15 protein-coding genes are annotated in these 13,581 nt (G+C 66.1%); 12 read left to right on the forward strand and 3 right to left on the reverse strand.

Annotated features, from left to right (window positions below; all coding sequences use genetic code 11):
* The first annotated feature begins 20 nt into the window (after positions 1-20).
* Positions 21-863 (forward strand): fumarylacetoacetate hydrolase family protein, encoded by an 843-nt coding sequence (locus tag AC1DNC_RS08640; protein ID WP_476862157.1) that lies wholly within the window; start codon positions 21-23, stop codon positions 861-863.
* Between the two features lie 14 nt (positions 864-877).
* On the forward strand, positions 878-1,627 hold the full coding sequence (locus tag AC1DNC_RS08645) for an SDR family NAD(P)-dependent oxidoreductase (RefSeq protein WP_476862621.1): 750 nt from the start codon (positions 878-880) through the stop codon (positions 1,625-1,627).
* Here the strand turns inward: AC1DNC_RS08645 and AC1DNC_RS08650 are convergent.
* Complete coding sequence (locus AC1DNC_RS08650; RefSeq protein WP_476862158.1) at positions 1,624-2,358, reverse strand: GntR family transcriptional regulator; 735 nt, start codon at positions 2,356-2,358, stop codon at positions 1,624-1,626. The two genes, AC1DNC_RS08645 and AC1DNC_RS08650, sit on opposite strands and share 4 nt — an antisense overlap.
* A gap of 210 nt (positions 2,359-2,568) precedes the next feature.
* Here AC1DNC_RS08650 and AC1DNC_RS08655 point away from each other — a divergent pair, with 210 nt between their 5' ends.
* The 8 genes from AC1DNC_RS08655 (at position 2,569) to AC1DNC_RS08690 (ending at position 9,129) form a co-directional block, all read left to right on the forward strand.
* Positions 2,569-3,405, forward strand: coding sequence for a transporter substrate-binding domain-containing protein (locus AC1DNC_RS08655; protein ID WP_476862159.1), 837 nt, complete (start codon positions 2,569-2,571; stop codon positions 3,403-3,405).
* Positions 3,406-3,491: 86 nt separating this feature from the next.
* Positions 3,492-4,163, forward strand: coding sequence for an amino acid ABC transporter permease (locus AC1DNC_RS08660; RefSeq protein ID WP_476862160.1), 672 nt, complete (start codon positions 3,492-3,494; stop codon positions 4,161-4,163).
* Positions 4,156-4,845, forward strand: coding sequence for an amino acid ABC transporter permease (locus tag AC1DNC_RS08665; RefSeq protein ID WP_476862161.1), 690 nt, complete (start codon positions 4,156-4,158; stop codon positions 4,843-4,845). The genes AC1DNC_RS08660 and AC1DNC_RS08665 overlap by 8 nt, the downstream gene beginning before the upstream one ends.
* A gap of 14 nt (positions 4,846-4,859) precedes the next feature.
* Positions 4,860-5,582, forward strand: a complete 723-nt coding sequence (locus tag AC1DNC_RS08670) for an amino acid ABC transporter ATP-binding protein (RefSeq protein WP_476862162.1) — start codon at positions 4,860-4,862, stop codon at positions 5,580-5,582.
* A gap of 51 nt (positions 5,583-5,633) precedes the next feature.
* Positions 5,634-6,668: a zinc-dependent alcohol dehydrogenase gene (locus AC1DNC_RS08675; protein WP_476862163.1), complete on the forward strand. Its 1,035-nt coding sequence runs from the start codon at positions 5,634-5,636 to the stop codon at positions 6,666-6,668.
* The gene (locus AC1DNC_RS08680; protein WP_476862164.1) at positions 6,665-7,432 is read left to right on the forward strand and encodes an SDR family oxidoreductase; all 768 of its coding nucleotides are present in this window, start codon (positions 6,665-6,667) and stop codon (positions 7,430-7,432) included. The genes AC1DNC_RS08675 and AC1DNC_RS08680 overlap by 4 nt, the downstream gene beginning before the upstream one ends.
* A gap of 60 nt (positions 7,433-7,492) precedes the next feature.
* A complete protein-coding gene (locus AC1DNC_RS08685) occupies positions 7,493-8,167 on the forward strand; it encodes a bifunctional 4-hydroxy-2-oxoglutarate aldolase/2-dehydro-3-deoxy-phosphogluconate aldolase (protein ID WP_476862165.1) in 675 nt (224 codons plus the stop codon).
* Entirely contained in the window at positions 8,164-9,129 is a 966-nt protein-coding gene (locus tag AC1DNC_RS08690; protein WP_476862166.1) for a sugar kinase, read from the forward strand. The genes AC1DNC_RS08685 and AC1DNC_RS08690 overlap by 4 nt, the downstream gene beginning before the upstream one ends.
* Here AC1DNC_RS08690 and AC1DNC_RS08695 read toward each other — a convergent pair.
* Positions 9,126-10,373 (reverse strand): NYN domain-containing protein, encoded by a 1,248-nt coding sequence (locus AC1DNC_RS08695; protein WP_476862167.1) that lies wholly within the window; start codon positions 10,371-10,373, stop codon positions 9,126-9,128. The two genes, AC1DNC_RS08690 and AC1DNC_RS08695, sit on opposite strands and share 4 nt — an antisense overlap.
* A gap of 129 nt (positions 10,374-10,502) precedes the next feature.
* Positions 10,503-10,706, reverse strand: a complete 204-nt coding sequence (locus AC1DNC_RS08700) for a hypothetical protein (protein WP_476862168.1) — start codon at positions 10,704-10,706, stop codon at positions 10,503-10,505.
* 410 nt (positions 10,707-11,116) lie between these two features.
* On the opposite strand from AC1DNC_RS08700, the gene AC1DNC_RS08705 reads away from it, so the two are divergent.
* On the forward strand, positions 11,117-11,539 hold the full coding sequence (locus AC1DNC_RS08705) for a DUF7793 family protein (RefSeq protein ID WP_476862169.1): 423 nt from the start codon (positions 11,117-11,119) through the stop codon (positions 11,537-11,539).
* A gap of 82 nt (positions 11,540-11,621) precedes the next feature.
* Positions 11,622-13,577, forward strand: coding sequence for an ATP-binding protein (locus AC1DNC_RS08710; protein WP_476862170.1), 1,956 nt, complete (start codon positions 11,622-11,624; stop codon positions 13,575-13,577).
* Positions 13,578-13,581 lie beyond the last annotated feature (4 nt).

Here is a 13,581-nt window from a genome sequence, read left to right on the forward strand (position 1 = left end):
GAAGCTCGAAAGGAAAATCCATGAAGTTTGCACAGATCGGCGCCCCAGGCGCCGAGCAGCCGGTTCTCGTCCACGAGGGCCGGCATTATTCGCTCAGCAGCCTGACCCCGGCGATCGACGGACGCTTCCTGTCCGAAGGGGGACCCGCGGCGGCGGCCGCAGCACTGGCTGCCGGGACACTGCCGGAAGTCGATTCCACCGGCGAGCGCTACGGCGCCCCTATTGCCCGGCCGTCAGCGGTCATCTGCGTCGGCCTGAACTACGCCGCGCACGCAGCGGAATCCGGTGCGGAACCGCCTGAACATCCGGTCATTTTCCTCAAGACACCCAACACCGTCGGCGGCCCGGATGATCCGGTGGCCATCCCGCGAGGATCCACCCGGACAGATTGGGAGGTGGAACTCGGCGTCGTCATTGGCAGCCGCGCCTCCTACCTCGAGTCCAGGGACGCCGCCCGCGACCACATTGCCGGATTCGTCGTGGTCGATGACCTGTCCGAACGGGATTTCCAGCTGAACGTTTCCGGCGGCCAGTGGTCCAAGGGCAAGAGTTCCCCGGGGTTCTGCCCCGCCGGGCCCTACCTGGTCACCGCCGACGAGGTGGAAAGCGACAACCTGCGGCTGCGCAGCTGGGTCAACGGGGAACTGCGCCAGGACTCCTCCACGGCGGACATGATCTTCGACGTCGAAACCATCGTGTGGAACCTGAGCCAGTACATGGTGCTTGAACCGGGCGACTTGATTTGCACCGGCACTCCGGAGGGGGTGGCCCTCTCCGGACGCTTTCCCTACTTGAAAGCCGGCGATGTTGTGGAGATCGAAATCGAAGGCATCGGACGCCAGCGCCATGAGTTCGTAGCGTGAACGGGGTGCCAGGCATGGAGTTTGAAGGCATCAGGGTCATCGTTACCGGGGGCGCATCCGGCATAGGTGCGGCCACGACGTCGCACCTGCTGAGCCGTGGTGCCCGAGTGGCCGTTTTGGACCTCAACCCGGATGCTGTGCCCGCTCCCGCGCTCGCGGTCCAATGCGACATCGCCGATGATTCTTCGGTGCGCGGGGCGGTCGAGCAGGTGGCGCGGGCACTGGGCGGGATCGACGTCGTGATTAACAATGCTGGGATCGGTGCGCAGGGCACCGTTGCGGAGAACGACGACGCCGAATGGCACCGCGTCTTCGATATCAACGTGGTGGGCGCCGTGCGCGTAAGCCGGGCCGCGCTGCCGTACCTCCGGCAGTCTCACGCCGCAGCGATCGTCAATACCTCGTCCATCGCTGCCACCGCAGGGTTGCCGGAGCGGGCCCTCTACGCGGCCACCAAGGGAGCCGTGCGCGCCCTGACGCTCAGCATGGCCGCCGACCACATTCGTGAAGGAATACGGGTCAACTGCGTCAATCCGGGCACCGCCGACACCCCGTGGGTCAGTCGTTTGCTCAGCCGTGCAGAGGATCCGGCAGCGGAACGGGCGGCACTTGAGGCCCGCCAGCCGCACGGCCGGCTCGTCACCCCGGACGAGGTCGCGGCGGCGATCGCCTACCTCGCAAGCCCCCTGGCCGGTTCGACCACGGGTACCGAACTGGCCGTCGACGGCGGCATGCAGGCGCTGCGCCTGCGGCCGGCCGGTTAGGAGGCAGCCGGTCGGCCCGGGGCCATGCGCACGAGCGTGGCCTCGGCCAGGGCCGGCGGTTCCTCATCGAAGGCCCTTGCGAAGCGGTAGAACGAGTTGCGGATGTGCTCACTCATCGCCGCCTCCGCAGCGCCCGGGTCCCGGGCGGCGATGGCTTCATGGATGCCCCGGTGCTCCAGCAGGGTGATCCGGCCGTCCAAATCGGCGGGATAGAGCCGGAACATGTGCAGGTGGCAGTGGGTCTGCACGTACGCCTGCTGAACAACCTCGTTGCCGGCCGACGCCAGGATCAGGGCGTGGAAGCGGGCGTCGTGACCCACGAGGTCCTGACGCAGATTTGCTGTGACATCGACATTGCGCTCGAGCCCCGCGAGCTCGGTCCGCAGCGCCCCGGAGGGGTTTGTCAGGCGCTCAACCGCGGCCGAGCGTGCCGCCCACGGCTCAACCAGGAGCCGGAATTCGAACAGGGAGCGGAGCTCCGCGAGGCTCAGCAATGGGGTGGTGCTGTACCCCCGGCTCGGGACATACGTCAGCAGGTTGTCACCCTCAAGACGTTGCAGAGCCTCCCGCACAGGCGTGTGCGACACCCCTAGCCGCCGTGAGAGTGCGTCGATGTTGATGCGCGTGCCCGGCGTAATTTCGCCGTCCAGGATCGATTGGCGGAGCGCCGAATAGACCCCGCCGGCAGCGACCCTGGCCGTCGTGGCGTCGCTTGCGGTAGGTGCCGTCATTTGTCTTTCCTCTCGGTTGCCGCCCGGACTCTGCGGGCGGCGCGCTGGCGTTTGTGCGACAGACCTAATTCACAAAGCTTGACCTGGATCACATTGCATATATGATACAACATATTCCTATACGATCCTCGTCGCGCCAGCGGCAGGAGAGGCCCGGGCCGCCGCCAGCGCCCGCTACCCATACGCAGTAACGATCACAGGAGAGTTCCCATGTTCAGAGCAACACCGAAGTTGCTTCTTGTTCCGGCTGTCGCTTTGGCCCTGGCGTTGGGGGGCTGCTCATCGGGCGGCGCTGCAAACGCCGGCGCCGGCACAGGAGCCGCGGCAGACAGCCACCTCACCCAGATCCTCAAGTCGAAGACGGTCAGGATCGCCGTCAGCGCCGACTCGCCGGGCTACGGGTTCATGAATTCGTCGGGCGGCCGCGAGGGCTTCGACATTGACCTCGCCAACGCGCTCGGCACCTCGCTGGGGGCAAAGGTTGAGTTCGTTACCGCCACGAATGAGAGCCGCATCCCGCTGCTGCAGACCGACAAGGCGGACGCCGTGATTGCCACGTTCACCGCCTCGGATGCGCGGGCCCAGGTGGTTGAGATGTCTGACCCCTATGCCGCCAGCTCCACGGTCTTCATGGTGCCGGCGGGAAGCCCGATCACCAGCTACGCCGACCTGGACGGCAAATCCGTGGCCACCTCGAGGGGAAGCGTGGGCGAACAGATCCTCAAGTCCAGCTTCCCGAAGGCCAAGGTGACCGGATTCAACACGACGGCGGACTCGATCCAGGCGCTCAAGAGCGGCAAGGTGGACGCCCTGATTGAAAACAACGCCATCGTTGGCGGCCTCGTGAAAAACGACCCGTCCAAGTTCCAGGTCCTCAAGGGCGACCCCATCAAGCCGGCGCTGTTCTCGATCGGGGTCAAGCAGGGTGACCAGATATGGCTCAACTATCTGAATAACTTCATCCGGAACTACAACATCTCCGGACAGAACGAGGCTTCGCTGCAGAAGTGGTTCGGGCTGAGCCTGCCGCCCTTCCTCGCCCACTAACAGTATTTCGGACGCGCCCTCCAGCGTGGGTGGAGGATCAGAAACCCTCCACCCATGCTGCCGTTCACGKACAGGACCACTTGCACATGGCTTTATATTTCGGAGACCTTCTCCCTTACTCCTCGCTTCTTCTCGAGGGGCTCTGGACCGGTTTGTACATCACACTCGTGGCCATGCTGGCCGGAAGCGCGCTCGGTGTCCTCGTCTACCTGGGGAAAGTCGGGCCCGGAAAACCGCTCAGTGTTCTCTGCACGTTCTACATCGAGGCCATTCGCAACACGCCTCTGCTCGTGCAGCTGTACCTCATCTACTTCGCCCTCCCCGCCCTGGGCGTCAACCTTGAGCCTGTCTGGGCCGCCGTGATCGGACTGACGTTGAACAACGCCGCGTACACGGCCGAGATCTACCGGGCCGGGTTCGAATCGGTGCCCCGCGGCCTGCGTGAAGCCGGCAAGGCGCTGGGCATGAAACCCGCCCAGATCGTCCGCTACATCATCCTGCTTCCAGCCACCCGGAACGTTTTCCCCGCACTGACCAATCAGCTCATCCTGCTGTTCCTGGCCTCGTCGATTGGATCCATCATCTCGCTCCCTGAACTGACCAACGCGATCATGAGCGTCAGCAACACCACATACCGGACCATTGAAGTCCTCGCCGTCGGCGGCCTCCTATATCTCGCAGTCTCCGCACTGATGTCACTGATCTCCAAGCGGGCCGAGACGACGATCTTCCGGTGGGCGGTGGGGACGCATGTTTAGGCCTTTCGAATGGCAGGACCTCCTGCCGCTGCTTGAGGGTGCCTGGTTAACCCTTCAGCTCTGCGCCGTCTCCGGCATCCTGGGCGTAATCTTCGGCCTGCTTCTCGGCATCGCCCGGACCTCGCCAAGCAGGATTGCCCGGTGGATCAGCACCATCTACATCAGCTGCGTTCGCGGCATTCCCATCCTGGTCATCATCTTCTTCGTGTTCTTCGGCATCCCGCTGCTGTTTCCGGGCCTGGAACCGGACAAGTTCTCCTCCGCCGTCATCGCGCTGACCTGCTTCGCCGCCGCCTACGTGGCTGAAATCGTGCGAGGCAGCATCGAAGCCGTGGCCAAGGGCCAGAGCGAAGCGGCCGACGCGTTGGGGCTCGACTACTGGCGGAAGCTGCGGTACGTCATCCTCCCGCAGGCCGTCAAGATCATGGTTCCACCGGGCATCGGATTCCTCATCGGCCTGGTCAAGGATTCGTCCCTGGTCACCGTCACCGGCCTGCTCGAGCTGACCCACGCAGGAAACGTCGTCACCAACCTGACCGGCGATCCCATCAAGACCTTCCTGATCGTAGCCGCGATGTACTTCGTCATCTGCTACGGCATCTCCTGGCTGGGCCGGCTGTACGAGAAACGGACTGGCATCCACGTCGACCCTCTCAAAGTCCCAGAGCCCGCGGGCCTCTAGATCGGAATTCAAAAGTGATTTTTGTTGAGAACCTGCACAAGAAATTCGGCCCCGTCCATGTCCTGAAGGGCGTCGACTGCCACATCCGTGAACGGGAAGTCGTGTGCGTCATCGGCCCCTCGGGCTCGGGGAAGAGCACCTTTCTGAGATGCATGAACGGCCTCGAATCGATTTCCTCCGGCAGCATCGTCATTAACAAGCACCGGCTGGACGACTCGAAGACGAACATCAACCTGGTCCGGCAGGAAGCTGGGATGGTCTTCCAGCACTTCAACCTCTTCCCGCACCTCCGCGTCATTGACAATGTCATGCTGGCCCCGCTGAAAGTCGCCAAAGTCTCGAAGGAAGAGGCTCGGACCAAGGCTGAGGTGCTGCTGGCCAAAGTGGGCCTCGCGGCGAAGATGGACGTCTTCCCGGGAAGTCTCTCCGGCGGGCAGATGCAGCGCGTCGCCATCGCCAGGGCGCTGGCGATGGACCCGAAAATCATGCTCTTCGACGAACCGACCTCGGCGCTTGACCCCGAAATCGTCGGCGAAGTCCTGACGGTCATGAAGGACCTGGCGAGTGAAGGGATGACCATGGTGGTCGTCACCCACGAAATGGGCTTCGCCCGCGAAGTGGCCGACCGGGTGCTGTTCATGGACCAGGGCCTGATCGTGGAAGAAGGCACGCCGGAGGAGATCTTCTCCTCGCCGCGCCATGCGCGCACCCAGGGGTTCCTGAGCAAGGTTCTCTAGCCGCTCGCGGCCCCGCCACACCTTTCCCACCACCGCAAGGAGCCTGTCTCGATGACCGCCGCCACGTACAACGGATCCCGCACCTTCAGCACCAGCGAACTGCCGCCTGACCCGCCCCGGCCGGGAGAAGTGCAGATCGCCGTCTCCTACACCGGGCTGTGCGGCACCGACCTGCACATCTTCCATGGCGACATGGACTCCCGCGTCAGCATGCCGGCGATCATCGGCCACGAGATGTCCGGGACCATCGCGGACCTGGGCGACGGCGTGACCGGATGGTCCGTAGGCCAGCCGGTCACCGTCATGCCCACCTTGTCGTGCGGATCCTGCGCAGCGTGCACCCGCGGGCACGGGAACGTCTGCCACAAACTGGACTTCATCGGCATCGACTCGGCCGGCTCCATGCAGAACTACTGGAACGTGCCGGCGGAAGTCGTTGTTGCTTTGCCGGCGGACCTTGCGCTGGACGAGGCGGCACTGATCGAACCGACCGCCGTGGCGGTCCACGATGTCCGGCGGGCGAGGCTGGCGGAAGGTGAATTCGTCGTCGTGATCGGCGGCGGCCCGGTCGGGCAGCTCATCGCCTCGGTTGCGCTGCAGCGGGGCGCCCGCGTCGTTCTGGTCGAACTGGATCCCGCCCGGCGGGCGCTTGCGCAGGAATCCGGCATCGCCACGGTGGACCCGCGGGAGCAGGACCTGATGGACCTGGTGATGCGTGAAACGTCCGGGGCCGGAGCCGACGTGGCCTTCGAGGTCTCCGGCGCCGCGGCAGGCGTGAACTCCGCCGTCGAGGTCCTCACCACCCGGGGACGGCTGGTCATGGTCGCGATCCATCCGCGGCCCAAGGAGATCGATCTGCACCGCTTCTTCTGGCGGGAACTGGAGATGTTTGGTGCCCGCCTCTATCAGCGCGAGGACTTTGAGGAGGCAGTACGACTGGTGGCGGCAGGGTCGGTCCCGGCGCGGCGGTTGATCTCGCGGGTCGTCGGCCTGCACGACGTCGAGGCAGGCTTCCAGGCGCTGGAATCGGGGGGCGCCATGAAGGTCTTGGTCGACTGCCGCGCGACTGCCGAGGCCACCTCATGAATGCCGGAGCTCTTTTCGACCTCACGGGGCAAACAGCCGTCGTCACCGGGGCGCGGCGCGGCATCGGCCTAGCCATGGCAACGGCGCTGGCAGAGGCCGGAGCGGACATCATCGGGGTCTCCGCCACGCTCGAGCCCGACGGGAGCGTCGTCGAGCAACGGGTCACCAGCCTTGGGCGCCGTTTCACCGGCCTCAGCGCGGATTTTGCCGACCGCGACGCCGTTCGCGGACTCGCTGACGACCTGTTGACCATGGGCCCGATAGACATCCTGGTCAACAATGGCGGCACGATAGCCCGGAAGCCTGCCGCGGAACACCCCGACGAACTGTGGGACCAAGTCATCGAAGTCAACCTCTCCAGCCAATTTGTGCTGAGCCGGGAACTCGGCGGGGCGATGGTGGAGCGCGGCAGCGGCAAGGTGATTTTCACGGCCTCGCTCCTGAGCTTCCAGGGCGGCATCAACGTGCCGGGGTACACGGCGTCCAAGGCCGGCGTCGCCGGTCTCACCAAGGCGCTGGCCAACGAGTGGGCGCCCAGGGGCGTGAACGTGAATGCCATAGCCCCGGGCTACATTGCCACCGACAATACCCAAGCGCTGCAGGACGATCCGGTTCGCGAAAAGGGCATCATCGAGCGCATTCCTGCGGGCCGCTGGGGGCGCCCCGACGACCTCGTCGGCGCAACGGTCTTCCTGGCTTCCCGCGCTTCGGACTATGTCAACGGCGTGATCCTGCCCGTCGACGGCGGCTGGCTCGGCCGCTGACGCGACCACGTGTCCTGCTGAATCACACGCCCGGAACCACCCGATCGTAAGGAATGTCCTGTGTGCCCCACCCCAAGCCAGGCCGTGGCCGTCCGGCCCGCGCCGTCGCAAATCCTGCTCGAGACACGGGTGATCGCGGTCCTGCGTGCGGCCCACGCCCGCGACTGCGCGCCGGTCATTGAAGCGCTGCTCACCGGTGGTGTCCTCAGCGTCGAACTGACATTGAGCACGCCCGGAGTCTTCGAGGAACTTCCGCGGCTGCAGCAGCGCTTCGGCGACGCTGCAGAATTCGGAGTGGGAACCGTCACCACGGTGGCCGAGGCGATGAGGGCAATCGATGCCGGGGCGAAGTACCTGGTAACTCCGTCGACGAACCCGGAAATCGTCGCAGCAGCCGTCGAGAAGGGGATTCCCATCTACCCGGGTGGACTGACGCCCACGGAGTTGCTCGCAGGCTGGTCTGCGGGAGCCACGGCCGTGAAGGTATTCCCGGCGTCGCTGGTGGGCGCGGGCTACGTGTCCATGCTCCGGGGTCCCTTTCCGGACATCGAAGTCGTTCCGTCAGGAGGCGTGGACATCGCGGACGCCGCAGCCTGGATCAGGGCAGGAGCCCTCGCCGTCAGTATGGGCGGCCCGCTGATCGGAGACGCCTTCCACGGCGGAGACCGAAAGCAGCTCACCGAACGGGCTGTCCGGCTGCGCGGCCTGGTGGCCGAGGCACAGGCAGCGAAATGAGCGGCCCTGTCCCGGCAGGACCGTACTTGGTGACCATGGGAGAGACCATGGCGCTCCTGACCGCGGGTCAGCCGGGACCGCTGGCTCACGTTGCGACGATGGGGCTCGGCATCGGCGGCTCCGAATCGAACGTGGCCATCGGCGTGCAACGACTCGGAGGCAACGCCGTGTGGTGCGGAAGGGTGGGCGCAGACGCCCTGGGGCAGCTCGTCACCCGGGAGATTCGGGCGGAGGGCGTGACGCTGAGGATAACGGAGGATCAAGCCGCGCCGACCGGGCTCATGCTGAAGGAGCGCCGCACTGCCTCGACGCAGAAGGTGAGCTACTACCGGGCGGGTAGCGCCGGTTCGCGCTTCGCACCGGCGGACCTGGACCCGCTGTTGATCGCGGGCGCCTCGGTTCTGCACGTCAGCGGCATTACACCTGCGTTGTCCGGGTCCGCCGCAGCTGCCGTCCGCGAAGCCATGCAGATCGCTAGGGCCAGCGGGGTGACCGTCTCTTTCGACCTCAACTACCGGTCCAACCTCTGGACCACGGCTGCAGCGGCAGACGCCTACCGCGGGCTGATCCCGCTGGCCGACGTAGTCTTTGCCGGCGACGAAGAAGCAGCCCTGGCGGTCGGCAACGCGACGAGCCCGGCTGAGCTGGCGGAACGGATGGCCAGCCTGGGTCCTGGCCAGGCAGTGGTCAAGCTTGGCAGCGAGGGCGCCGTCGCCTGCATTGACGGCGAATTCTTCCAGCAGGACGCCGTGCCAATTGAAGTGGTGGACACCGTCGGTGCAGGAGATGCATTCGTGGCCGGCTACCTGTCAGAACTTATGGCCGGAGGCTCCCCGGCACAGCGACTCGAGTTGGCCGCGAAGACGGGCGCCTTCGCCTGCCTCGCCTACGGAGACTGGGAGGGGCTCCCGCGCCGGGCCGAACTTGGCCTGCTGGCACAAAACGAAGCAGTCACGCGCTAGGGACGGTTTGCGGCCTCCAGCAGTCCGCCACTGGCCCAGCGCTTCAACGCGAGCTTTTCGGCGTCGTCGAACTCCATCAGCGCGACCCGGCAGAGCTCTTCCACATTCGCGGTCCACGCGGCGGCGAGACCGGCCGGGGTGGCGTCATCGTTGAGCTGGAAATTGGCGTAGGCCAGTCCCTGCAGGATGAAGTTCACGGCGTTGCGGGAGACCGGCTGGCCCGCGCTGACGCAGTCGTCGCGCACAAGCCTAGGCAGCTCGTTGCGGTTCAGCCCCTGCTCGCGAAGCCGCGCAGCCAAGGCCACGAACACCTGCCGGAACTGGGCTGCCGAGAGCGCCGGGACGTCTGTCACCCGGGCGACCTGCTCCTCGATGCCGGGCTGCACATCCGTGGCGGCCGGGAGGTCCTCGATTGAAAACCGCTTGGCGTCCCACACCCAGCCGCCCTGCGACGGGGAGTATTGGACGTTTTGGCCGAGCTGGGCCACCCAGGTTCCGAACTTGCCGGCCCCGCCCCAGTCAGTCTTCAGCGAGGGGTCAGCCGCGAGCGCCCGGTGGGCCACCATCGCGCCGACAACCGGTCCCGGAGCGCTGCGGACCAACTTGACCACCTCACGGACCGCAGGTGACGCGGACTTCGGCTTCGCCTTTGCAGGGGTCTGGACATTTGGCTGCTTGGAAGCCTCCACCGCGTGGATCGGCTCCAGCGACGTCCCGCTCAGGATGGACACAAAGTCGTGGGATTCCACCACGCTGTCGGCCATCTCCCGGTACGCGAAGGCTACGGCGCCGGCAGCAATCACCGTCGTCATTCGGTCGGCGGCGCGGAACCGCTGCACCAAGGACGTAAAGTCTGCGTCCGCGGAGGCGACGAAAAATTCCTCGATATGTGCAGCGCCGGACAATGCGTCCATCGCATCCAGCACCAGGTTGATGTCGGTGCTGCTCTTGCCCCGCTGGGTGAGGGAGGGGCAGTCGATCACCCGGAAGCCCGCCCGGGTCCAATATGGCCGGTATTTGGAATAGATGACGGGGTTGAGATAGCAGTTGCGGATCAGGAAGCGTCGGGATTCCTCACCGCTAACCCCGTCCGCCAGTGCCTCGGTCCAATGCTTGGGATCCTCGGCGAACCTCTTCGCGGCCGCGGGGTCCAGTGCCAGCAGCCCCGTGTAGACGTTGTCGAAATCCACGAACATGGCCGCGCGGATCCCGGGCCGTCGGGACTGGTGAAGGGAATCGGTCATCGGCCCAGTCTGCCAGCCGGAGCCTCGGGGAGGGGAGAGGCTCGTGGGGGCGCCGCCGCCGTCGTCCGCAGAAGCAACGACGACGGCGGGAGCCTCCCGCCGTCGTCGTGCTGTTGCGTACTGGTGCCGTTAGGCGGAGGCCGAATCGAGGTTGGCCGCGCCGTTCAGGCTGAGGGTGAAGGTGTTCGGGCCGCTGGCGTGGACCGCGATGTTGGACTTGGCGGTGTTGTGCCGGACCGAAAGGTCGTGGACCAAGGCATCGAGTTCGTGGTGCATCGTAGAGCGGTCTACGAGCTTGTGGGTGACAGCGTGGTTGGCAGTTTCAAACGTCATTGTTCAGTGCTTCCATTTCTGAATCCGGGTGTCCGGCTGCCGCACCGATGCGGAGCCGCCGTGGCCAAACCAGGAACGCCTGCGGCCGAGGGTAGCTCTGCGAGCTCACCGGTTTGGCCTCATTGCGTCCACCAGGATGGCGCCCCTCGACTGGTTCCGGCGCATCGCGTCGGTCTCCGGCTCGGGGCTCTGCCTGCCGGGTAGCTGTCCCGGCCTGCCTTTTCATGATGCACAGCGGCCGCGCGGCGGCTCAAGCCAGATGGCGATTATTGCGGGTGAGACTCATCACAGCTGATAGGGCTACCTCCGGCAGCCGGTGGCGGGGCTGGTTCGGCGTCACTTTCGGGTTTGTCGCCGGACCCGGCCGTGTTGTCCCGGTGCTGAGGCGGGCCGCGCCTAGAATTGGCCAGATGATGCCAGAAACCATCCACGCTGCCGGCGGGAAGAACACCCTGCGGATCAGCGGCGGCATCATCGAATCGGTGTGGACCCCCGGATCCTTCGTTGACGTGGACGATGCCCGCGATGCCATGAAAGCGACCGAGCGGATCTGCCAGGGCCGGCGGATGCCGATGCTCTCGGTCATGGCCGACGTCGAAATCAGCGCCGCGGCCCGCTACGAATTCGCCAAGTCGTCCGACGTCAGTGCCATCGCTGTCCTCGGATCCAGTGCGGTGGACCGTGTGGTGGCCGCCGCTACCAGCCGGGACACCCAGTACCCGCATGAATTCTTCACCTCGCGGTCGGACGCCGTCGATTGGCTCAACAGCGTCATGGACGCCACCGAACCGCAGGACGAATCGGGCCGGCAATCCGCGGCCACAACTCCCTAGGCTGACGCCCGCCGGACTGCTACTGTCCCGGTAGACGGCGTGCGCGCCTCCGGTGCGTGCTAACAGCGGCGAGGGAATCTGCATGACGGTTGCCGAAATCCAAGTGGACCAGCGCGTGATCGGGATCGACTCGCGGCGATTCGCCTCGGTGGAGAAGGCGCTGGTGGAGCTGATCACCAACAGCGACGACAGCTACGCCCGGCTCGAAAAGGCCGGCGCCCGCGTCAGCGGCCGAATCCATGTCCGGTACGAGCGGCATCTCACCGGGGCCGTGCTGATGGTCGGCGACCAGGCGGAAGGCATGTCCTTCGAGCAGGCGGGCCGGATCCTCAGTTACGGCGGCGCGCACAGCCCGCTCGCCCGCGGCGAGGGCGACGGCCGGGGCTACTTCGGCCGCGGCCTCAAACAGGCGATCTTCGGCCTGGGCCACGGCTGGATCGAGACCATACAGGACGGCCGCTTCACGCGGATCGACGTCTTCCGCGGCGAAAGCGGCGGCTACCTATACGACGACGGCGGCGAGGACCGCCGCGCGTTCCCGGCAGACTACGCCCGGCTTGGCATCGATGAAGCACCGGCCGCCAGCGGCACCCGGGTGAGCGTCGTCGTCGACAATCCCCGCGTCCGGATCACCCAGTACAGCACCCTGCTGCAGTCCCTGTCCGACAACTTCTACCTCCGTGCGGTGCTGGACCGGCGCAGCGTCGAGCTGGAGCACGGGCAACCCGGATTGGGGGAGGGCCGCCGCGAGCCGATCCGGTTCCAGGAGCCTGCGGCGGACGTGCTCCTCGGCCCGGACCAGCCTGGAAGCGTCAGCTTCGAGGGCCAGGCGCATCCCTTCACCCTCACGCTGAAACGGGCCAAGGCCACCGAACTCACACTCAAAGGGGACGAACGCACCAACGGCCTCGTCGTCCTCTCCGGGAAGGCCGCGCTGGATTGCCAGCTGTTCGCCTTTGAAAACCAGGTGGGCACCGAGTACCTCTTTGGCACCGTGTCCTGCGACGCCCTGACCGGGATGCTGGGTCGCGGTCGGGCCATCATCAGCGACGAACGGGAGGGGCTGAACCCCCGGGACCCCTTCGTGGCGGCGTTCTCCGAGGCCGTCAGCCAGATGATCGCCGGTGCCGTGCAGGCCGAGAAGGAGAAGCTCACGCATCTTGAGCGCGCCACGACGTCGGGCCGCACCGCCGAAATGATCGAGCAGCTGCTGCAGCATATGAACGAGGCCGCCGTCGTCGATCTCGGGCTGGAGACGGATCCGGCGTCCGGCGGCGAGGGCCTCACGCTTGGGGAGCAGCCCGCCGCGCTGCGGTTCACCACCCCCTTCTACTACCGTCCGCCGGGGCACCCGTTCCGAGTGTCCCTCCTGCTGGATCCGGCCCGGCTGCCCGACGGCGGGATGCTCACGTTCGAGGTGGATCTCCCCGGTTCGCTGCGGATCGACCCGGAACCGGTGCCGATCGCCGTGGCTGAGCTGGGGCAGACCCGGCGAGTTGAATGGACCGTAGTGGGGGAGCGGGCGGGCGAGCGCGGGGAACTGACCGTCCGGGCCGGCGACTTTTGGGCGTTGTGCGAAATCGTTGTCGCCGAACATGCCTCGCGCCGCAGCGTCGACCAGCCGCCGCACCTTGCCGTGGCGGCAGGCGCCGTGCGCGCCGAGGCGGGGGTGCAACCGGCGGCGCATCGGGAGGGCCACCGCGCGAGCCGGGACCACGGCGTCGACCTCTTCACGGGCTACGACTTCCGCAGCCTGCACAACACCGCCGACCGTGCCGTCTACAGCCCGGAAGAACGAAAGGTCATCATCAACACCGCCGCGCCCACGGTCCAGCTGTACGTCGACGGCCGCGGACGCTTCCGCGATTCGGCACGCCTGCTGTTGGCCGAACTCTTCCTGGACGTCATCGCGGACGAGCTCGCCCGGCGCCGCGTCGAGCAGCACGGCCATGCCGGAGATCTCGAAGCGTTCAAGAGAGCTAAACGGGACATCATCGGCCGCTACGGCAGCGACATCCATCGAACGTTCCTGGGGTAACTGG

This window comes from Arthrobacter sp. 01N442, from assembly GCF_056399345.1.

Bases quoted from the DNA above. Each gene is read 5' to 3' on its own strand.
- AC1DNC_RS08675 (WP_476862163.1), top strand. From the start codon at position 5,634: ATGACCGCCGCCACGTACAACGGATCCCGCACCTTCAGCACCAGCGAA.
- AC1DNC_RS08690 (WP_476862166.1), top strand. From the start codon at position 8,164: ATGAGCGGCCCTGTCCCGGCAGGACCGTACTTGGTGACCATGGGAGAG.
- AC1DNC_RS08700 (WP_476862168.1), bottom strand. From the start codon at position 10,706: ATGACGTTTGAAACTGCCAACCACGCTGTCACCCACAAGCTCGTAGAC.
- AC1DNC_RS08705 (WP_476862169.1), top strand. From the start codon at position 11,117: ATGATGCCAGAAACCATCCACGCTGCCGGCGGGAAGAACACCCTGCGG.
- AC1DNC_RS08695 (WP_476862167.1), bottom strand. From the start codon at position 10,373: ATGACCGATTCCCTTCACCAGTCCCGACGGCCCGGGATCCGCGCGGCC.
- AC1DNC_RS08650 (WP_476862158.1), bottom strand. From the start codon at position 2,358: ATGACGGCACCTACCGCAAGCGACGCCACGACGGCCAGGGTCGCTGCC.
- AC1DNC_RS08655 (WP_476862159.1), top strand. From the start codon at position 2,569: ATGTTCAGAGCAACACCGAAGTTGCTTCTTGTTCCGGCTGTCGCTTTG.
- AC1DNC_RS08645 (WP_476862621.1), top strand. From the start codon at position 878: ATGGAGTTTGAAGGCATCAGGGTCATCGTTACCGGGGGCGCATCCGGC.
- AC1DNC_RS08665 (WP_476862161.1), top strand. From the start codon at position 4,156: ATGTTTAGGCCTTTCGAATGGCAGGACCTCCTGCCGCTGCTTGAGGGT.
- AC1DNC_RS08710 (WP_476862170.1), top strand. From the start codon at position 11,622: ATGACGGTTGCCGAAATCCAAGTGGACCAGCGCGTGATCGGGATCGAC.
- AC1DNC_RS08660 (WP_476862160.1), top strand. From the start codon at position 3,492: ATGGCTTTATATTTCGGAGACCTTCTCCCTTACTCCTCGCTTCTTCTC.
- AC1DNC_RS08640 (WP_476862157.1), top strand. From the start codon at position 21: ATGAAGTTTGCACAGATCGGCGCCCCAGGCGCCGAGCAGCCGGTTCTC.
- AC1DNC_RS08680 (WP_476862164.1), top strand. From the start codon at position 6,665: ATGAATGCCGGAGCTCTTTTCGACCTCACGGGGCAAACAGCCGTCGTC.